Annotated in this window: 14 protein-coding genes and 1 pseudogene; all 15 read right to left on the bottom strand. The window is 41.5% G+C overall.

Translation table 11 applies throughout. From position 1 onward, the window contains the following. Positions 1-3: 3 nt before the first annotated feature. The 15 genes and pseudogenes from NBH01_RS17915 to NBH01_RS17845 all read right to left on the bottom strand — a co-directional run bounded on the left by NBH01_RS17915 (position 4) and on the right by NBH01_RS17845 (position 22,294). Positions 4-774, bottom strand: a complete 771-nt coding sequence (locus NBH01_RS17915; protein WP_195383300.1) for an FAD:protein FMN transferase — start codon at positions 772-774, stop codon at positions 4-6. A 55-nt stretch (positions 775-829) separates the two neighbouring features. Beyond that, entirely contained in the window at positions 830-2,236 is a 1,407-nt protein-coding gene (locus tag NBH01_RS17910) for a putative oxidoreductase C-terminal domain-containing protein (protein WP_011108896.1), read from the bottom strand. Positions 2,237-2,245: 9 nt separating this feature from the next. After that, complete coding sequence (locus NBH01_RS17905) at positions 2,246-3,250, bottom strand: Gfo/Idh/MocA family protein (protein ID WP_250700207.1); 1,005 nt, start codon at positions 3,248-3,250, stop codon at positions 2,246-2,248. Positions 3,251-3,256: 6 nt separating this feature from the next. Continuing rightward, a complete protein-coding gene (locus NBH01_RS17900) occupies positions 3,257-4,042 on the bottom strand; it encodes a glucosamine-6-phosphate deaminase (RefSeq protein WP_008762537.1) in 786 nt (261 codons plus the stop codon). Beyond that, on the bottom strand, positions 4,023-5,210 hold the full coding sequence (nagA, locus tag NBH01_RS17895) for an N-acetylglucosamine-6-phosphate deacetylase (protein ID WP_048696318.1): 1,188 nt from the start codon (positions 5,208-5,210) through the stop codon (positions 4,023-4,025). Before nagA ends, NBH01_RS17900 begins: the two co-directional genes overlap by 20 nt. Positions 5,211-5,241: 31 nt before the next feature. Next, positions 5,242-6,558 (bottom strand): sugar MFS transporter, encoded by a 1,317-nt coding sequence (locus NBH01_RS17890; RefSeq protein WP_008762539.1) that lies wholly within the window; start codon positions 6,556-6,558, stop codon positions 5,242-5,244. A gap of 143 nt (positions 6,559-6,701) precedes the next feature. Continuing rightward, positions 6,702-8,900, bottom strand: a complete 2,199-nt coding sequence (locus NBH01_RS17885) for an alpha-N-acetylglucosaminidase (protein ID WP_011108899.1) — start codon at positions 8,898-8,900, stop codon at positions 6,702-6,704. 27 nt (positions 8,901-8,927) lie between these two features. Then, on the bottom strand, positions 8,928-10,109 hold the full coding sequence (locus NBH01_RS17880; RefSeq protein ID WP_008767106.1) for a DUF4855 domain-containing protein: 1,182 nt from the start codon (positions 10,107-10,109) through the stop codon (positions 8,928-8,930). Positions 10,110-10,117: 8 nt separating this feature from the next. Further along, positions 10,118-12,080: pseudogene (locus NBH01_RS17875) on the bottom strand (NPCBM/NEW2 domain-containing protein). A gap of 27 nt (positions 12,081-12,107) precedes the next feature. Then, entirely contained in the window at positions 12,108-13,184 is a 1,077-nt protein-coding gene (locus NBH01_RS17870; RefSeq protein ID WP_008767104.1) for an SGNH/GDSL hydrolase family protein, read from the bottom strand. 91 nt (positions 13,185-13,275) lie between these two features. After that, positions 13,276-14,886: a phosphodiester glycosidase family protein gene (locus tag NBH01_RS17865; protein ID WP_008767103.1), complete on the bottom strand. Its 1,611-nt coding sequence runs from the start codon at positions 14,884-14,886 to the stop codon at positions 13,276-13,278. Positions 14,887-14,923: 37 nt separating this feature from the next. After that, positions 14,924-16,948 carry a DUF6259 domain-containing protein gene (locus NBH01_RS17860; protein ID WP_225011872.1) on the bottom strand — a complete coding sequence of 675 codons (2,025 nt, stop codon included), beginning with the start codon at positions 16,946-16,948 and terminating at the stop codon, positions 14,924-14,926. A 26-nt stretch (positions 16,949-16,974) separates the two neighbouring features. Continuing rightward, positions 16,975-19,224 carry an alpha-amylase family protein gene (locus tag NBH01_RS17855; RefSeq protein ID WP_011108901.1) on the bottom strand — a complete coding sequence of 750 codons (2,250 nt, stop codon included), beginning with the start codon at positions 19,222-19,224 and terminating at the stop codon, positions 16,975-16,977. Positions 19,225-19,240: 16 nt separating this feature from the next. Then, positions 19,241-20,665 (bottom strand): sialate O-acetylesterase, encoded by a 1,425-nt coding sequence (locus NBH01_RS17850; RefSeq protein WP_008767100.1) that lies wholly within the window; start codon positions 20,663-20,665, stop codon positions 19,241-19,243. 15 nt (positions 20,666-20,680) lie between these two features. Then, a complete protein-coding gene (locus tag NBH01_RS17845; protein ID WP_008762546.1) occupies positions 20,681-22,294 on the bottom strand; it encodes a beta-N-acetylhexosaminidase in 1,614 nt (537 codons plus the stop codon). Positions 22,295-22,296 lie beyond the last annotated feature (2 nt).

The raw sequence follows: 22,296 nt of genomic DNA, 5'->3' as shown, positions 1-22,296 counted from the left end.
ATTTTATAGAGTATATATAGTTCCTTTTATATGTTTGAAGTTCTCGTTGATCTGTTCCCGTTGTTGGTCGTCGGCAATCATCCAGACTGTACTGAGTATTTCTGCATCCAGCGGATTGTCAGATAAGATACTCGTAACTTTTCTTTGTTCGTTGCAGGTTCCTGTAAGCGGATTTATAATATGTCCGGTGTACTGTTCCGTATTCCCGGAAGTGGACAACGTATTGTCAGTAAGGCAAAATTCGTCAAGAGTTTGTTGAGTGTAAGGATTCTGCAAACTGACTTTCCAGCAGTCTCCATAAGGATGGTGTCCTATTCCCATAATCGAACTGTTGCCAAAATCGACGAAAGCATTCTCTATATTTCCCCGCAAGAGGATTTCTTGAATCTTTTTTAAGGCGTATCCCTTCGCGAAACCTCCAAAATCAAGTGTTACGGAAAAGTTGCTAAAAGAGATATGGTGATTGCCGTGAATTTGTATTTGTGAGAAATCGTTTAATGTGATGTCGAAAAGATGAAGAGTCTTTTCATAATAATATTGGCATGACCGTAGGATATCTTCCAATTCCGCACTGACAGAAACTGAATCTTGTTGTGTATGGCTGTTTAGCTTTGATACTTCACTTGTGGCATCAAATCGATTCAACATCTTATCCAACCTTTCTAACTCGTCGGTAATATGTGCCCAAAGCATGTTTAGGAGGGGAAGGTTGGAGTGAATCATCAGGATATCAAGACGTGTCCCCATAACATGAGGAATGAATCCATGAAACATGGATTCATCTGCATAATATTTTATTTCACTTCTTAACACGTGTCTGCGGTCTTTCTTATTTCTCTTTCTTTGCCAGCTCTACAGCTGTAGTGGTGATATAATATTTAGATATTGTATTCTCGTTTTCCCATTCCGGCATATTTTTATCATGCAAATAGCCAAGGAATGCTTCTGCTACTTTACTGAAGTGAGCTTCATGTCCCAGTCTGTCCGCCTGTGGAATATCAATCAGATAAAGTCCTTCATTCATTTTTTTGACGGATAGGAACGGATAGGTCGCTTGCAGTTGTTTGATTGCCTTTTGCAACTGGCTCTCAAATTCAGAGTGATCAGAGTCTGCAGCTCTTTGGATGTAGAGTTGTTTCACAAAACCACTTTCTTTGTCCTGAATTGTTTTCAATGTAGCCTTACTTCCTTTCTTAAGGGAGGTAAAAGTGTCGCCACCATCACTTGGAGGAGTGTAATTCCAGATAACCTTCATACCTATATGAATCCCCTTTACTGTGTAATTTAGGCTACCATTCGCTAAAACTTCCAGCACATTATTATTGATATATTTGTTCAAGAAGGCGGGGAAGGTGTCAGCCTGCGTCGATTGCGAAAATTCAGGTAATGTAATGCGGGTAGGCCAATGTCTGGCTTTCAATACTTCTACATCCGACTGATAACGGATGGTTTCGTTGGGGAAACATTGCCAGTTGACCAGATCGATAAGATGAGTGGTTACATCTGCAATACCTTCTCCTTGTTGCTCTGTGTCATAATACCATACCGGACGAATCAGTGGCTTGCCTGATACATTCTTAAAGAAATGATGAACACTTTCCATAGAAACTGACGGATCATTCAAAGACCCTTTTTGCAATTCACCAAAAAGATCCGGATTGTTCAGTAATGCTTTTTCGATGATATTCAGGATGTCATATCGTTCAGTCATCAAGTCGTAAAGGAGTAATTTCCTTTCCTTTGCCAATTGATATGCTTGAATCAGTAAGTCGAAATCCTTCTTGTTAATGGCCAAAGGCTTGTCGGAAAGCACATTGTATCCTGCTTTGATAGCTTCCAGAATATAGTTTGTTTTTTTCTGGTTGTTTCCGGCAAGCACAACTACGTCCCCTTGACGGTCGGAAAGCATCCTGGAAAGATAATCGCCCCCAATATATATTTCTTCTTTCCAGGATGTGGGATTCTCCGCCCGTTGATTATAGCTATTTATGTCGTTCAGATATTGTTTGACTTCCGCTCCTTCGGGAGCATATACCCGAATTGTGTCGTTCACTGAGGCCAGCGGATTCTTTTGCAACAGACTGGCATGAAAATGTCCTGGGTCGAGGACCACTATTTTTACGTTCGGATTCATATCTTTGTCATGATTGTTGTCTGCCTGCTTTTGGGAAAAAGAGCAGGAAGCAACTATTAATGAGATGGTCAGGATCCCGATGTGTCTGTATGTGTACCTCATGTGCTATTTTTATTTGTAGGTTTTAATTAGCTTCTGTGCATCTTTCAGCCCTTTTCGGTATGCCTCCTCCATGGTAACGATTTTGCCATTCTGTTCTTTGCTCATATTGGAAGCTTTCATAAAAGTGAATATCTCAATTGTTTCTTCTTTCGAAATCGGAGCTACTCCGGTCTTGAAAAAAGTGAGTATTTGATCGAGCAAAACTTTGTAACCTTCATATCCTCTTGCTGCTATTGCACCTTTGGGGGTATAAGCTGTACCGCCATAAATGGCCGGACCTTCTTTGATTCCCCTGAAAGTACCTATCCGCCCGTCTTTCCAACGGCCTACCACTACATCAGCATCTTGGGAAGACATACGGTTGACTGACTCGCAACCGGTTCCCATAAGAGTATAAAGCGTTTCTACTCCGTGAATGCCATAAAAACCGAAATCGGGGTGAGTCGGTTCTACCTTGTGAGGAGAATAACAGTCAGCTCCCAGAATTTTGCCGAACTCTCCGTTTCTCAGCTTTTGATTCTGTGGAGAATATCTGAGTGCAGAAGAAGAAAAGATAGGCACATTGTATTTCTTCGCCATTTCGTAAATGGCAATAGCTTGTCCCAATGTCGCTCCAATAGGCTTGTCGATATAGCATATTTTTCCGGATTTGAATACTTCCATTGCTTGTTCGAGGTGGATTCTACCGTCGTTTGTTTCAAGCATGACGCAATCTACCTTGTCAAGCAATTCCGCTATGGAAGATGTAATCTCCACACCGTGTTTCTTGACCTCTTCTATATATCCGGGAATTCGTTCGTAACTGGACTGGATAGTCTTTGAACCATAAGGGTAAGCTGCTACGACTTCGAACTCTTTGACAAACTTATCGTCAGAGTCTCCGTTCAGTAGCTCGGTGAAAGCTGTAGAATGGGAAGTATCGAGCCCGATAATTCCTATTTTAATTACATCCTGCGCATATAGTCTGAAGCTGACAGACAAGAAAGTAAGGAGGATAAATAAGATATTTTTCATATGTATTTATAAGTTTATTCGTTCTGCACTTTCAGGATCCAAATATAAACAAGAATTTTCTTTTTTGCGTAATATACTGGCCGGACATTTTTCGGAAATTTCTCCATAAAGAGTGTTGTATACTGCATTGGCTTTATTTTTAAAAGGCACAATGCAGAACATCCAGTCCGCTTTTAATAAGGCTGGAATGGTAAGAGTCAGTGCTTTAGCAGGAACAAGGTCGAATGCTTCAAAGCATTTTTCATTCACTTGTTGCTGGCGACATATCGGGTCGAGTTCTACTACTTTAACTAAATGGGAGTCGTTGAAATTGGCTACATCCGGATCATTGAATGCAATATGACCGTTTTCTCCAATTCCCAGACAGACAATATCGACAGGATGACGAAGCAGCAATTCGGAATAACGTTTGCATTCTTCTTCAAGGTTTTCTGCTTGTCCGTTCAGATAGTTTACAGTCTTGAACGGGACTTTGTCGAAGATGCGCTGACGGAGAAAATTTCCGAAACTTTGTGGGGCTTCCGGATGAATGCCGATGTATTCATCCATGTGGAAAGCGTTGATTCTGCTCCAGTCAATCTGTTTACTGTGAATAAGATGACTTAAGAATTCATTTTGTGAAGGAGCTGCGGCAAAAATCATATTGATTTCAGCTTTCTCTTTGAGAAGTTCGCATATTTTGTTAGTAACTTCTGTCGCAGCACATTTCCCCATCTGTTGGATAGAAGGGAACATTTTGACTGTTAATAGATCTTGTTGAAACAGGTATGTTTCATTGATTGTAGATAACATGGCCTTTTGATATAGTTGTTGTTACGTTAATTTGATTGTCGAAGATGACGATGTCGGCATCTTTACCTTCCTCCAAAGAACCCTTTTGGGAATCCACATGCAGAATGCGGGCGGGGGTAAGGGTTATCATTCGGATAGCATCGATTAGGGGTATGCCGGCTATATTTATCATGGTTCTTACCAAACGATCGGCGGTAGCTACGCTTCCGGCAAATGCCGAACGGTCGGGAAGCTTGGCTACTCCGTCTTCAATAATAACTTTCTGACCGTTGGTCAGGCTGCCTAATATGGATTCACCGTCCGGCATTCCCGCACCTCGCATGGCATCTGTGCAAAGTGCTGTTTTATCGGCCCCCTTGAACTTATATACGAATTGTAGTAAAGGTTTGGGCAGATGAATGCCGTCCGCAATGATTTCTACTGTCATACCATCAATCAGATAAGCTGCCTCTACCACACCTGCATAGCGATAGGCATTTCTACGGGTGATGGTTGACATCGCTGAATATAAATGAGTGATATGAGTATACCCTGCTTCGTATGCTTTTACCACTTCTTCATAAATGGCATCGGTATGTGCGATGGATGGGAGAATGTGACAGCTATTGAGCTTTTCCCCCAGTTCAATTGCTCCTGCCAGTTCCGGAGCAATACTCCATCGTACAATATCTTGTGAAGCTTCCAGTATTGTGTTATATTCGTCCGGATGAGGCGTTTTCAAATGATTGGGGTCTTGGGCTCCACACTGCTTAGGCGAGAAGTAGGGCCCTTCCAGATGCAGCCCGATAAATTGGGCACCTTTTTTATTAAGACTTTTGGCTTTTTGATAAACGGCAAAGGTCGTCATTAGCTCTTCGTTTGTGCTGGTCAGTGTTGTAGGTACCATGGCTGTTGTTCCATATCTGGCATGAGTTTCGGCTACTCCCAGAAAGGCCTCTACGGTTCCATCCATAAAGTCATGACCTCCGCCACCGTGAACATGTATATCGATAAATCCTGGGGAGACATATTGTTGGTTGGCATCTATGATCCGGTCGTCAGCTTGAGGAATATATGCTTCGGATGATACAATCTGTTCTATCTTACCATTCCGGCAAACCATTATTTTATTGGTTTCGATGCCGGTAGGGAGTATTAGTTCCCCATTGATAATAATCAGTCTTTCCATTTTTTTAATTTTTAATGTCTTACGTTCAGTTTTATCTCCAGGAGTTGATTTTATGCCCTTTGATGGCAAAGAATACCAGATAGATAAAGCAAGGAATAAGTACCCAGTAACCGATACGCAAACTGTACTGGTCGGCAAAGTGACCATATACCAAAGGTAAGATGGCATTGCCGCATAATCCCATAATCAGCAGAGAGGAACCGGTTTTGGTGAATTTGCCTAACCCATGAATGGAAAGAGGCCATATTCCTGCATAGATCAGAGCGTTGGGAAAACCTAAAGCATTCAGAAAGAAGATGGAAGCATTGGCTTGATGACCGAATAATGTCATATCGAAGTCTGCCCATACCACTCCGAATGAGAGAGCCAAACCTAGTAATGTACACCCTATCAGTGCATTTTTCTGGGAAATGTATTTAGGGATAAGGATGATACCAAGTATATATCCTATCATTGTGCATCCCAGTGTGTAAGAAGGGAATACTTTTGCTTCCAGTAAATCCATCCCCATAGAGTTGGCGTAATTGATTATAGTGTCAATGGCTATAACCTGTGTACCTACATGAAAGAAAATGGCCAATGCACCTAATATGAGGTATGGAAAGTCGAGAATGCTTTTTTTGTCAGTATGTTTATTGTCCTGTTCATCAGTGGCATTCTGCTCGTCAGTATTTATTTCCGGTAATACGGAGTAGCGGATACCGATACCTGTCAGCAGTAAGATGATGCCCAGAATAATGTATGGGATAATGACACGTTGTATCAATTCATTGAGCATGGCGTTCTTTGTTGCTTCGTCCAGTGCACCGGATTCAATTAATGCAAAGAGTTCACTGTCGTTTGCTTTCAGAATAAGGGCAGCGAATATGAGCGGGGAGATAATTCCTGCCACTTTATTGCAGATTCCCATGATGCTGATACGTCGTGCTGCACTATCTATCGGGCCGATAATGGTGACATAAGGATTGGCGGCTGTCTGCAAAATAGCCAGGCCGGTGCCAATAGAAAACAAGCCGATGAGGAATATTTCAAATTGCCGTGCCAGAGCTGCCGGGACAAAGATAAAGGCTCCCAAAGCAGTCAGCATAAAGCCATACATGATTCCTTTTTTAAATCCTACTTTCTTCAATAGAATGCCCGAAGGAATGGCCATGACAAAGTATGCTATATAGAAAGCAAAGGCTACAAAATAGGATTCAAAATGGGTAAGCTCGCAAGAAATACGGAAGTATGGAATCAGTATGGAATTGACCCATGATACGAATCCGAATATGAAGAACATACCGGCTAGAATAGCCAGAGATATATAATAAGTTTTTTTTCTTGCCGAAGGTTGATTGTTTCCCATAAATTGGTCTTTTATAGTATGTATTTATATAATTGATAAAACAAAGGTAGTACATTCGATTTCTTTCTTCTCTGTGAAAAACGAAAAGCTACATTCAAAAAACGTATCTTTTGAAGCGCCTGTTTGTCGAATGTCCGCCTTCATTATTGTGCTTTGGTAAAGTACGTATCGTATTTTAAGATAAGACTGTCTGCTATTTGAATCGGGTCTTCCTCTGAAACAATAGGGAAAGAGTCTTTCTGTAATGTCCAGTTGTATTCAAATTGCGTAATGTCCTGGTGGAATTTGTCTTCGTCAAAAGGTTTATCTTCCGAAACAGCAGCGATGACTCCGTCTGTGAAACGTTTCCAACGTTCCCGGTAGAAGCTTCGGGTAAGTCCGCCCCAGCCTCGATTGGCATAGTCATTCAGTTGGGTGTCCTGTTGCCCCCATACGGTCAGGATACAGCGTGCATTTTCTTCATAGTAATCCTTTTCCGACACGGTTGCACCACAGTTTCTGGCGTCTTGTAACCATTTCCCGATGGATAGAGTCGCGTCACAGGAAAGGAGGCGGTCTACGTCAAGCAAGAGGTTGTCCATACGGGTACTCCATTCTCTCATGCCTGTTGTATCTTTCCGGTTATAGCAAGCGGTAAACTGATCTCTATATTCGGAGAACAAGTTTCCTAGTACTTGTCTTCCGATATTGATTACGTCAAAGCGAAAATCACTATTGTTGATGTTCCGGGCTTTTAGTAGCTCTTTCCATATTTGCCATAAGTCGTTATTTGCGTAATGTATGCCGGGGTTTGTATTCCAACTTTTAGTTCCCGTTAGTCTGGGGCGTGCGTTCATTAATACCGATTGGCCGCATGTGGCATGTTCGGTATAAATTTTCTGATGCAAGGCTCTCCACGCTTTGATGATATTGGCATCCTGATTTCCTCCTCTGCACATGGACCAGTTGGTTATCCATTGGTCGGTAGTGACAGGATAATCCCATGCCTGGTCAAAAACAAATTCGTACATAAGAGGGTTTACATCAAAGCCTTCAAGAGTTGCTCCCAAGCCATAGACATTGTCTCCTCCCTCCTTGAAGAGTCGTTTAATCTTGAAATCAATATCATTCAGATTGCCTGCTATCATCGTATTGCCGCCAAAATTACCCAGATAACACCAAATATAGGGATTCCCGTAATATTTTTCAGTATTTCGCCAGATTTCTGTATGATCGCAATAGTAATCGAGTAATATCAGTTTGTTATCCGGTACTGCTTTTAGAAAGGAACGGATACGGGGTTGAGTCCATTTCTTTTTGTCATAGAAGAACATCCAGGTCATTTGTAACCATTGGGCTGCTGAGTCTACCTGATGAATCGACTCGTAAATCTTGCTTGAAACATTGGCTAAAAAATCCTCGCTCCAGTCAGGAGAGTCGACTTCATTGAAAGGATCGATTCCATAAATATGGTCAGTACCATATACTTTGGTTTGTTCCTCCAGAAAACGGCGCTGAATGATTGAGTATAATGAGTCCATCGGATCAATAAAATGACTGCGGTATTTTTCATCGAAGCCACCCCACTGACTCATCTGATAGATTTTTGCATTCGGATAAATTGTTTTTAATTCGGCTGGTACATGACCGGCAAATGCTGGTAATACAGGAGTCATATCAAACTCACGTTCTCTTTCGAGAATACGTTTTTGTAATTCCTCCTGATCCTTTAGCCAGGATTGAGGTAGTGGACTTTGCCAGAAATCGACATTGGACATCCGATGCCAGGGAAGATGGGCTGGCCCTGTAAAGTATGAGCGAACCTGTTCGTCGCTCAAACCCATGTCTGTCCATACTTTGTACCAAATGGATTCTTGTCCGGTAATAGCAAGAGGCATGGTGACTCCGTTTAATGCCATCCAGTCTATCAGTCGTTCCCAGTCCTGCCATTTCCAATAGGGCATAGTATAACCGAATGTACAATAGTTGAGAAAAAAACGATTGTCACATTTGGAACGGATATATACTGGCTGAGGTATCTCCGGTAGTACATCAGGCATTTCCACTGTCTCTGAGGCATACCAGGAAACATGGGTATGACAGTAGTTTTTCAGATAATGATTCAAACCGGCAGCCAATGAGTTACGATTGTTTCCTTTTATCCGTATTTTCCCTTGACTCGATTCCAGTATAAAACGGTCTGTATCAATAGAATCTGTCAGTAACTCGAATAGAAACGACTGGGCATGCCGGGGAAATAATCTTTGGCACATTTCTTTTAATACAGGAGGGCCTGTTTCTACATTGCGTTGGCAACTGACTATCAAAAATAGCAGGAGTAAGTATAGGTATTTATGATTCATAGAATGGCGATGATTAAACTGTTTATACTAATGTGAACTCCGGATGGGGCGGCTGATGACAAAATTGCAGAACTCATGATAGAGTTGGGTATCGGCTGCGTTCCCTGATTTTTTTAGTGTAAGTAGGGATGCACTTCCCTGATAATAGGCAAGGCGTTTTTTCTCCCATATGCCATGTTTCTTGAATGCACTCATATAGTTTTTCAAACGATAAGCCTTTCCTCTGCTATTCAGAGCATTGTCATCAAATTCCAGTTCCATGTGCATATCATACGTGAGTGCTTTCTGGCAGGCATCTTCCAGACGAGAATCGGGGACGGATTCGTTGAAGAAATAATTAGGCTGGAAATAAGCATAATTAAATCCTAGTGATTTCCACTGATTATATCCATCTGCTCCATAATAGGGGATCCAGTTGAAACTATATTTTAGTTTATTCAGGTAGATGGCAACCGCATTTAAAATGTCACGGGTGTCGGTCGCTTTCTCGGCAAGCCAATAAAATCCCGCTAATTCTACATGTTGATAGTTCTTTTCATTGAACTTGGCACGTACCTGATCGATATACCATTTGCAGGCTTTAATTCGGTCGGCAGAGTTGGAAAAGTCAAGCGTCTGGTTATCAATTTTCCCCCAATACTTGGTTGATGAGGATGCTTGTTCCGGGTGTTGGTAGACAATGGGCTCTGGTATACTGATCACAATCTGACGTTTCTGCCGTGGGGTTCCCAAAATGGCAGAGGCCTCTTTGACTGATGCATCTAATGCTCCGATTCCTGTTTCAGATTGGAAGTAATAGTCTATAAGTTTCGTCCAGTCTGCTTGATTGGCTGATTCCAGATTGTACCCTTTGGCGAACATTTTATTAGCGCCTCCTGTACCTGTGTCCATAATTTCCAAAAAGAGGAAGCTGTCGAATAGCCAGTGGGATTGATTGTCGGTATCTACATATCTGATATAAGAACTTACACGTTCTTTATCCCATGTATAGGGAGTGCGATGATGTCCTCCGCCATAAAGTAACACCATATCTGTAGATGTCAGTAACTCGGTGCGGTTCTTTTCCCAATCATAGAATTCTACGACTGGATCGTTTATTTCCGGATCATTCCCGGATGGGAGGGTAGGGACCGTGTGGTCTTCGTCTTGGCAAGCAGCAAGACCACTACCTATACAACAGAGAAAGAGAATAAATAGAATACGTTTCATATTTGCTTTTATTTTATAGGTGTTATTTTAATTAGGGAGACACCGTGGTAGGGGATGGAAGTTTCATAACTACCACTGAATATTCCTAAGTTTTTTTTGTCTCCATAAGTCTCTGATTTTGACTTTACCTTGGATGCCCAACTGATTAAGGGCAAAGTTAAAGTTATATTTTTGTTGCTGGATATTTACTGCTTTATCCTGATCCCATAAAATGAAGTAGGGATCCATCTGGAAGAAGCCGAGTGCATAGGAACCATCGTATAACTTTTTATACCATATTTGTCCGTTGGGAACTGTGAGCTTAGTAGCAGGGGCTACCAGTGGGTCCTGATTGACTGCAATCACTTCCGGATTGGTCAGAAGACCTAACGTGAAATCGTCTATGGCAGTCATGTCACAACCAAGCAATAATGGGGCGGAAAGGATGGACCATAGGGAGATATGTGCATATTGTTCGTCAGCGGTTAAGTCCGAATCGTGGGATTTTGCACCCCATCCCGGTCCTAATTTGCCTACTACCAACATATCCGGATCGTTATATTTTCCAGGTGCTGATACGTATGCGCAAACATCCTGGAAACATCCGATTGCCATTACAATATTCCATTGGTCGTTGATATCACGGGTTGTTCGCCACAAATTACCTCCGGCTTCCGCTCCCCAGTTCCATACATTGGGAGCTCCGTATCCGACACAATATACGATATCCCGTTTTATCTGATCTAAAGCGTTGCGCATGACGATAAATGGTTCTTGAATCGTTTTCTCTTCCGAGTTCTTCTCAATGGCAGCATAACCGCAATAATCGTATTTCAAATAGTCTACTCCCCACTTTTCCCAAGTTTTTGCATCTGTCAATTCGTGCTGACAGCTGCCTATATGCCTGCCGCAGGTCGTCCAACCTGGTGAAGAGTAGATTCCGAATTTCAGCCCTAACGAGTGAATGTAGTCAGTAAGTGTCTTAAAGTCCGGAAATTTTTCGTTAGCCGGGAGTTCACCTTCGGGTGTACGTTCATCGGCTTCCCATCCGTCATCTATGTTCACATAAGTCCATCCGTAGGCCTGAAGCTTTTCGTGCATGATTCGGGCAGCATCACGTACCTTTTGGTCATCAGCTGCAAATCGCCAGCAGTTCCAGCTATTCCAGCCCATAGGAGGAGTAAGCATAATCTCGCTACCTATTTTCAGTGTGATCTCCTTTTCATCTGTTCCTTTCTCATTTGTCGCTTGTAGGCGGACCTTAAAGTTACCATTTGTATTCGTGCTTCCGGTGATGAGTCCTGTTTTCCGGTTTAACTTTAATCCTTTCGGAAGTCCTTTGGCTTTATAGGTCATAGGTCGTTTGCCGCTAACCATAATTGGCATGAGAAAAGGATTGCCGGGACGAGCGCCATAAGTCAGTGGGTTATTGATTTGTGGAGCGTCCGGACTTTGTGGAGTCAATATGTATTTTTCTTTGGCAATGGGCTTGGGCCATACAGGAATGGGCTGTACGTCACCGAGAGTTGTGAATTTGACATTCAGCCAATCAGCGCGGTCGTACATCATTCCATCTCCGCATTCCTCTACCAATAATAAAACTTTGTCTATTCCTGATAAATCGATATTGAAAGGTTTGGCAGGATCTCCTTTTCTCATAATTCCGCTTCTCCATAGTTCTTTCCGATCTCCTAATATCTTGAACTGAAGATTACAAGCAAATGGGGTATTGTCATCTGCACCTGCTAATCCGGAAAGCGTCTTGGCTTTTTTTCCGATATCAAAGAGCATACGGCTGATTGCATGAGTTCCTATGCCGCGTTCATAGACGATGCCTTTCACAGTCAATGGCGTCATAGTGACTGCTTTGTTGATTCGGGGGAGTCCCCAATCCTGTATGTAATAAGAACTTTCGCCTAACTCGTCCAGCCAAATTTCTTTTACTTCTTCTGCCTGGCATTTCCAACTAATCGTTAGTATAACCAATAACATTATCTGCTTAATGTACTGCATAGTAAATTATTTTTTTAATACTTTCTTTATAACCGGACAAACAAGGTCTGCATATCTCATCATTCCTAAGTCTGTGAAATGAATACCGTCTACTGTTGCTTCTCCATCTTCTCCAAGCATCTTTTCGGAAGAAATTATGTATATATTCTTTTCACCTTTTGTTTTTAGAGATTTGAAGACACTGTTGACGGCTTTATTCTTTTTGTTTATTTCGATAGCTATTTTCTTGTCGAACAGAGCATGAGTGAATACGGGGTCCTCAATAAATATAATCGGAGTGCGTGGATGCTTATCCCGAAGTATGCGATAGAAGGTTTCCATCTTCTCATATATCTGATCGGAGGAAGCATTAGGGACGAAGTCTAGTACATACACTCCTGCATCTACTGAGGACATTACTTCGGCTATTTCGTAGTCTAAAAGTGCATTTCCACTGAATCCCAAATTGACGATTTCTCGATTGAGACGGCGGGAAATAATATTGGTATGTGCCATCCCAGGACGATTGGCACAGCCACCTTGAAGAATGCTTGTTCCATAAAAAACGATTGGTTTAGTCCGTACTGGAATTGCCGTTCGAGGTACTGATATAGATGCTTCTGCGTCTATTCCGATGGACAATGAAATTACTCCATCATAAAGAGGTAAATATAGCATATATTCTCGCTCGACCGGTTCCATATTTGCTATAATTGTAGCTTGATTCACTTTTCCGGTGGGGCGCCCACTATTCACAAATCTCCATGCTCCGTCTACCCATGTGTATAGATCGAGTCCTTTAGTACCGGTAGGTGTCATATGATTCATCAGGTTATTATTCAAATTCTCCCATTTGGTGGCTATTGTTGTTGAATTGGAGCAAAATCTGATTGCTAATCCTGCGGAGTTTCTGCTTAAATTCCATACCGGTTTACGAGAGACATGCTTTAATGAATCCGGCAATCGTTCGTAGCGATTTTCTGTATTCTTTGTGGCTTTACCATACAATGGAAACTTGGCAGCATCATAATATTTTAATTGAGCTTCCAGATATTCCGGCAAGCACAAGAATGTAATGAGCAAAATGATGATATGTCTTTTCATAATAAATGGTTGTTTATAAAAGCAATGCAATATACATAAAAAGAAACTTACTATGTATATTGCTATAGCTTTTATGAATATCCGGATTGGGCTAATTTTTCTTGAAGAATCCAATTGTAGAAACGACTGCCCGGTTTCCTCCGGTCATGTCATTCAAGTGTTCGTCTCCTACAACCATTCCGGTAGAACCTCCGCCATCAAGATTAATAGCTCCTACACAGCCTAATCCTTTCATTATTTGTGCCAGTTCTGTTAAAGTAGCTCCACCACTGGCGGTAATACGTCCGTCACATATGAATATGACCACTTTTCCATCTTCACGATAACCGATTGCTGTACGGTCCGGGGTTACATTCGCTCCGAAAATGTCATACGGAATGATTTCATAGTTACTGAGATAGTAATCTGTGCCCTTTGATGTCTCTGTAAAATCGAATGGGATTTTTTTGTCTTTCAGTAATACAGGACCTGCACTTAAAGCATATTTAGGACTCCAGCTAATTGCGGTAGTCGGATTTTCATTAGTGACAATTCCATATTTATTTTCTCCTTTGACAGATGGCAAAGGACGGTCGAAATAGAAAACATTGCTGGAGGCATCCGTTCCTGTCCAAACAACATTCGGCTTGCCTGAAGCATCTACGCCGAATGTTCCTCTTGTCACATTATACATACTGTTGTATTCTGTATCGCCAGTTTTTAGTGACCCCCGAACGGCTGAAACAGAGCCCGATTTAATGGAATTGATAACAGCTATTCCTGTATGGTTTCCATTATAGAAGTATCCTCCATTGACCAATAAATAACAGTCTCCATTGAATGACGCAGATTGCGTGTCGATGGTTGCGGGAGAAGATGGTATGTGGACACGTACTTCTACCTTACCGGTAGAGAGATCACCAATGGCGTACCATGCATGGAAATTACTACCATTTAAGTTACTGGTGGTTTCGTACAGTTCGATTTCTGCCGGTAATGTAGACTTGGTCAGTTTATTCCATGTCAATTGGATCGCTTGTGGCTCTGTTTCCAAGGAAACAGTCGACTCTGCACTGTAATAAGTACCGGTAGAGGTTGTCAGGAAGGCACGTACTTTATAGGATTTGCCATAGTCGAGTAAGGTATTCGGAATCACTTGAAATACTTTTCCGTCTTCAGCAACTTCCGGTCCGTTTTGCTTTTGATCATTGATAGTGGGTGTGTTTTCGGTACTCCAGCATAAACCATATTTTACGTTGGTTTGTCCAGCTATGTTTGTCACTTGATAAGAGGAACTGATACAAGTTGAGTTTGCTTTGATACTTCCTATGATTGCGATGCTTGGCTCGTCACCGAGGGCTACCAACCGATAGAGCTCGTAAATGGCACGTGAAGTATTCGTAGCCGAGAATGCTCTTACTCCGAAATAGTATATGTTTCCTTCTTCCAGACCATTTTCGATTGTATATTCTGTGACATTTGCGGATACCTTGGCTATTTCTATATTTTCACTGGTATCTGCTTTTCTTAATAAGATGCTGAATCCGGTTTCATTATTACTATTGTCTTTCCAACGTAGTAATACTTTGGTTTTTCCCATTCTTTCTATGGTTATGTCTGAAGGTGCTTGTACGCTTGCAGACTGTTCGTCGCCGTCATTGTCACTTGAGCAGGCTCCGAAGGCACATGTTAATAATATTGCTATAAATATAATCTGTTTCATTTTACTGTACTATTTATTGTTTGATTACAAAGACTGTTTATTTGCTGATTCTGATCGCATCAAGTGCTTTGACGGTTATTTGTTTTTTATTAGGCAGTGTAACCTTGTGTTCTTGTTCACTCATATTTACTATAAGGTATACGTGTTCGCCTGATACACTAGCCCATTCTGCCGCTAATACTACCGAAGTTATTTCATAGTTGGGTATCTCTTGCGTTGGGTTATCACCAGTTGGAATTATTTCCTGTATAAAACGGCCTCCCAAGAATAAATCATGTTGTTGACGGCGGAAATCTGTCAGATTTTTCAGAAATTTAGCTTCCCTTTTAGCGTCCGGGCGCATCAACAGACTGGGCTCTACCCATCCTAACTGAGAACCCCATAACAGACTACGCATACTCATGAAATTCAAAGAACCGTCTGTGATACGCCAAGGGATGTAGGTGTATCCGCTATAGATGCAACGGTCAGAATAAATGAGCGGGAACAACGGAACCATTTTTGTATAGCTGTTGTGCGGAGAATTGACAACTAACATCATGTCAAACAGGTCAATATAGCACTCTGCATTTTCTTCTGTTGTCATGGCTTGGTTCTCTTTGTATAGATTTGTGCGCATTTCGGTGAGTAAACTGCGGTAGGCAAAAGGCCACCAATCACCACCGCCAGGTGCATGTCCGTGGTTGGTTGCATAGCAGGGTTCGCTGTTGGCGCAACCTATCTGATCCATATATACACCGTTCGTTTTTAGTTCAGTTAATATCTGTTTGTTGACTCCTTTCAGCACATCTCTCCAAATATAAGAAGCTGGGCAGGTTACAGTATTTAATACCTTTGAGCTATATACTTCTGTATATAATGTACCATCAGCTTTGCGACAAGAGGCATCTTTACCATTAAGCGTTTTATAGCTGTCTGTTGCTGGATCCCATAGACGACCGTTAATATATGGAGTAATAAATCCTCCAAGTTCCTGTGTTTCTTTAATCATTTCTTTGAATCCTGCTTTTTCGGGAAAGTATTCCGGATATTTAGTATCGAAACGATGATTGTGCCAATAATACCAATGCAATCCGACTCCTTTTCCATAGTATTTCATCGCTTTACGTACTGCTTCCATTGTTTCAGCATTTACTTCTCCCGGCCGTAGCCACATATCAGCGTTTTTGATCCATTCTGCTATAGGACGTTCTGAAATAGTTTTTGCACCCCACAGTGTTTCGAAAGTAAATGGACGATACCATTGTACTGCAGCGTCCTGCCATCCCTTTTGGGTAAATCCCATCACTGTTTCCCAAGGAATGCAGAACTTCTTGTTTTGAGTCCAGGCATAGGATGTTGTCACATTCTGAATAAATACAAGACTTTTTCCTTCACTTTTCATTCTGAATACTTTGCCAGATCCCCCTTTGTCTTGTGCGGCAAAGTAGACTGTGCCTCCTTTATGATGCATCAGCACTAATTGCATTGTGCCTGTACACGAAGGATAACGTGATTGCAGTTGTCCTTCATTGCCGATTGTGTATTCGGTCCCGAATCCGACAGGAAGAATTCCTTTTGCTCCTTCCGGTCTGTTTACAGCAATACGGGGAAATTCAGATTCTGTAATCACCCATCCTTCCGGCATTTCTGCTTCAATGCGCCATTCCGGTAGTTCGGCATCTTTACCTAATGTGACTAATATGCGTACCGGACACGTCGGTCCTGCATCTATAACCATTTGCCAGGTGAATATTAATGTTGAGGCATCTTGAGTTTTTTGTATCTCGCCTCCTTTATATTCGCCCCATCGGGGCATTAAGGTCGGGTTCTCTCCGTTGGGACCCCGATAGATTAGTTGCCACGGATGTGTTGTACTTCCATCTACAGGCAATATGTTCATGCCATCCATGCGGAATTCCTTGAATAAGAATTCTTTTCCGTTGGCAAACACTAATTCAACATTCTTGTTTTTTAATACAAAGTTTCCATTTTCATTTTTAGCAGTCACTGAGGCTGATAAAGTTCCAAAACATTGTAAATAGCATAATATGCTAATAATACCGGTTATCATATTTCTCATATACAAAAGATTAGGATGAATAATTTCTATTTAATAATTTCGATGCTTTTTCTGAATAATTTTATTACTTCCTCTTGTGGAAGAGCGGTTTCCAATATGAGACGCCCTGCTGCGGGGAGGATACTTTTGCTTCCTGCTGACCGGATAGGTATTCTTTTACCACTCTCATTCATCAAAGACAGCTTGTTTTTTTCTATATCAAGAGTGAGTTGCCCTGTACCGTTCATATGCCAATAAATGATACAAGTCCTTCCTGCTTTCTGGAAAATGAATGCCCGGATTGGCTTTTCGTCATCCTTGGTTATTTGACGATAGGGGTATAACTGATAATTTCCTTTTTTATCTTTCATCAGAAGATATTCTTGTTCGGGATTTTTGAGTAATTCTTTCTGTTTGTCTGTCAGGACACCTTGAAGTTTTACTTCTTCCCACATTTTGATAACTCTCAGGTTATCTTCCGTACGAGGATGATTCTGTAACTCTTTTAAATTGCCAACTAATGATATGGGAGAATTCCATGCGACAGCTTTGCTGCAAATATATTCATACATGTCTGGTTGCATGCCTATTGTCTTGTCGTTGGGAGCCAAGTAATTCACCCATCCGAAATTGACAGAAGTAAAATCTTTGGCTATCTGCTCTGCACATCGAAGTGTATACTTCTTCATTGCCGGACGGATACGTTCCGGAGGGAATATATCGAAAGCATTCCCACGACTTAAAATATGCCATCCATAATGTGATTTCAATGCTCCTTCTGCAAATAATGGAGTTGGTTTCATTTCGTTGTATACTATCATCTGAGAGCGGGAGACATTATACCAATAAGGCATCGGTACATCTTCCGCACCATCAAAATAGACAAAACGAAAGCCTGCTTCGTGGTAGATTTTTCCTAAACGTTCGGCAATCTCTTTTTGGATTCCTGTATTTTGGTTGACACGGATAAACAGGGGCCAGTCATCTACATCCAATAGTCTGAAATGTTGTCCTTTGTCATGTGAGGCTGCTTTTGAGTTAAATACTCCCCGTACACATCCCGTAAATTGATATGGTGGTTCGGTGGTATAGTTCTCATAAGTGACAAGCTCGTTGTCAATTTGCAGGAGACGTCGTCCTTTCTCCATACGTACACCTTCCGGATTACCTTCTATAGTGATGATAGTACTTGAATCATCTAATGGTTCCGAGAGAATAAATTCGCGTACATGGTTGGTGCGGGAGTCCGGTATGCCGTTGTTGATATATGGGTCATTCACTGCTACTTTGGAATAATGAATATGAATGCCGGGTATCATGCCTGCTGCTTTGATTTTATTAGTGATTTCCTGTAAATCTTTCATTCCATTCGGATATTCTTTTCTCCATTCATAATGTCCGCAAGCTTTGGCGAAATCAACATAATAGACGACAATGGATTTGAAACCACCTTTTTGAGCATATGCAATATGTTCATCTATATTTTTAGTCGTGACATCACGTAGCTCATAATAGGAGTACTGATATTCTTTACGTTGGCGACTTTCTACTCCTAAAGGCATATGATAGTCACGTTCTACTTTATCAATACAGGTTAGCAGTTTTTCTTTTGAAGTAGTAATCAGTGCTGCACCGGAATTGAAAAGTTTCACTTGAAAATCAAGTCCTGCATACATCGTAGTATATTCCTTGTTTGCAAAAGCATCGATATAGGTGGTCGGATGGGTGCCTAGCAGGCATATGGCTGTCTGTTCATCCCATGATACATTCAGCCACTCACCAAAGTTCTCACGTTTACGTACTGGTAATTGTAATAATGAGATTTCATCTATTTCAGTTTTGCGTTTTACCCCAAAATCTTCGATACGATAATCAATTTGCTTCAGAGTGAAACCTATATAATAATCTGTGATATTTAACTCTATGATGGCAATGTCATAGGTATCCTGAAATTCTATACGTAATTCATTTCCGTTACGTTCAATTTTATTGGCTGGGAAGGTGCGTGGCTTTGCAGGAAACATTAGGAAGTTTTCATTATCGTAAGGACGGTATTGGGTAATAGCGCATAAAGGTACATCTGCATTTGTTATCAGACATTCCTCTCCCGTAGCTTTGTGTATCAGGCTGCGTGCTTTTCCGTCATTGCTAATAATTAGACGCATTTCCGCGTTCTCTATGACCACATCATTGTTTTCTTTCTGTTCATTAGGCATAGCTATACAAAATTGTGGCAACAATGTCGACACAAGCCAGACTAATAAAACCGGATATGTATAATATATTCTTTTCATCATTTATTTTATGTTTTTATTACCACTTATCTGTGCGAAATGGTCTGACCGGCAGATTGCGTGTATTAATCAGATTTCCTTTCAGGAAATTCCGAAAACAGTAACGAACGGCAACGGGAGATTTGACTGTTGGGGATTTGACAATTACTGTATGATCCTTCTGATTTAAAGAGGCCTCTGCCGGATAAAAGACTTTATCTGAACCTGCAATCTCAAATCCGGAGATATTCATCCAGGGGCTTAATCCTTTTTCTGCATGGGAAAAGGAGATTTCAATTGTCTCTCCGTTGATTTTCATGCTTTTATAAGATGGATATTCGGATTCTATTCCCTGATATCCGTATGTCTTATTCAAGGACATATATGCGAGGCGTTCTCCAATCCCTTTTTTATTGTGAGGATGCACTTGAGGAGCTTCGTATGTCTCTACTAAGTCGTTTGTTCCGATCATACCACTATTGGGAATGAGTGAAAGCGCCTTTTGTTGAGCTTCCCGCAATAATGCTCCTATGTAGCCATCTTCTTTATATTCACAGGCAAATGGGACTGTCTCAACATAGTAGAAAGGCAGGTCTCCTTGTTTCCATATTGATCGCCAATGTTTTACCATCGTAGCTAGGCGTTCGGCGTATGTTCTGCTACTTCTTACATTACTTTCTCCTTGATACCAGATAAAACCTTTTATTGTATATTTGTGACAGGGGTATAAAATTCCATTATACATTAACATCGATTGTAAATAGACTGGTGTCTTGTCACTTCCTATTAAAGTCAGGTCTTCATCCTTGTAGGTTTGTAGTATTTCCTTAGGTAGCCAACCTTCTACTCTTGAGCCTCCCCATGCACAGGTGATAACTCCTATAGGAATCTGCAAGGTCCGTTGTAAAGTTAATGCATAATGATAGGCGGCTGCACTAAACTTCGGAGCATTTTCCGTAGTTGGTTGCTGCCAGCTTCCTTCTGCATACTCCTGCGGAGATAGTTTTACTGTCGGCTTTATGGTTACCATTCGTATTCCCGGATGATTGGGAGCATCTGCTATGACATTATTGGAGTCGCTTATGGGACAATAATCAAATCCGTTCAAAGGCATTACCATATTTGATTGTCCGGCACATAACCAGACTTCTCCGATCAGGAGGTGCTGCAAAGTGACAGATTGCTCTCCATCCGTCAGTGTTAATGTATATTCTTCGAAACTGGCAGCAGGCGTTGTGATCTGTAATTCCCAACACCCCTTTTCGTCAGCATGGGTTTTGACTTCCTTATTTGCCCATGAAGGAGTTACTACAACAGTAGAATTTGGAGTCGCTTTTCCCCAGATTCGTACATTGCTTTTTTGCTGTAAGACCATATTGTCACTAAGTAGTGGAGGCAATTTGACTTTTGCCTCCATATTGATGCTCCACAGTACAATTATTAAAAAGTAGATAAGAATCTTCATGTAGCATTTCTTTTTTTAGTCACGGAAATCCATTTGTATTTTTTCTTTCTTTTTGATGACAGGACCAGCCGGTTCCGGATGGTGCTGAGGATTACGATAATCAAAGTAATAAATATTCAGCTTATCAAATAAGGTGAATGCATCTTCCATACGTGACAGGAACTTGTCGTAGTCTTTGACTGTCGGTGCGGACCAAGCTGATTCTGCCAGTGCGCAGAGGCGGGGAAAGATCATGAAATCTACCCGATCTTTAGTATGCATTAGTTCCGTCCATGTATTGGCCTGTATGCCTTTGACATGTGAGAGGTCAGAGGCTGACACTCCCCATTCGGCAAACCATTTGTCGGGGAAAGCATATACATCTTCTATTGGGCAGAATCCGTCCCAGATTCGTCCCCATTTGTGGTCTTTATATTGTACGAAGTCAAAATAAAGCGGTTTGCGCGGACACATGATAGTCGAATATCCTTTGGTCAGTGATTTGCGCAGGTAATCGGGTTTATCATGCCTCCACCACATAATGATAGTATTATCTTGCTTTACATTCAAGTCGAGAAGTTCATCCCAACCGACTAAAGTTTTACCTAGTGAGTTTACTACATCTGTCATTCTATGCATAAAGTAGCGTTCTGCTTCCTTTACAGTTTGTAACCCTTCGCGTTTCAATAGTGCTTGTACATGTGGGTCTGTTTCCCATGCCTTGATTCCGTAAGCTACTTCGTCGCCTCCGATATGTAAATATGGAGAAGGGAATAAGGCAGCTATTTCTTTTAGTATATTAGTCAGATAAGTATAAGTTTCTTCTTTGCCAACGTTAAAAGTGAATTCCGGATGTTCTTCCGTTCCTCCGCCTGAGTATTCCGGGTAAGCTTTATTGGCTGCTGTGGCATGTCCGGGCATGTCTATTTCGGGTATAATTTCAATATGACGTTCTTTGGCATATGCTATGATATCACGGATCTGCTCTTGTGTATAATATTGTGCCGGTGTATCCGGATCACTATGGCAACCTTCTCCTCCTATAGTTGCCAGTTTAGGGTATTGTTTAATTTCGATTCTCCATCCTTGTGCGTCTGTCAGATGCCAATGGAAGCGATTCATCTTATAATATGCCATCAGGTCAAGGATTTGTTTTACCCTTTTTTCGCCGGAAAAGTGACGTGCTTCATCAAGCATATATCCTCTCCATTCATAACGCGGGGCGTCTTCTATCGTTCCACATCTTAGATCTCCGTTGGTTAACTGCTGTAATAGCGTTTGAATACCATAGAAAACTCCAGCTGGACTTCCTCCTTTGATTAGGACCTGTTTGGGGGCGATAATCAGCTGATAGCCCTCTTTGTTTTGCAGTCTATTGTCTAATGATAAGTTGATTCCTTTCGCAGCTTTTTTGCCGGGGATTACTTTCATTTTATAGTTTAAATCAGCGAGTTTCTTTTCAAGGAATGCTGCTTCTTTATATAAACTGGCATCCAGATAGTGGATTTTCTGACCCGATTTGAGTTTACACGTTTCTGCTTGCATGGTGACTTCAGCAGGATAGGGGATAACCCGTACCTGTTCTTGTGCTTGCAGGCTCATGAACAAACTTAGATAGACTATTGCCAAGGTTGTAAGTAATAGTTTCATGT

Source organism: Bacteroides sp. B1-V-101, from assembly GCF_023656585.1.
GTDB classification, from domain to species: domain Bacteria; phylum Bacteroidota; class Bacteroidia; order Bacteroidales; family Bacteroidaceae; genus Bacteroides; species Bacteroides thetaiotaomicron.
Note: the sequence above shows the minus strand (reverse complement) of the source record. Positions and strands in the feature narration are given on the sequence as shown.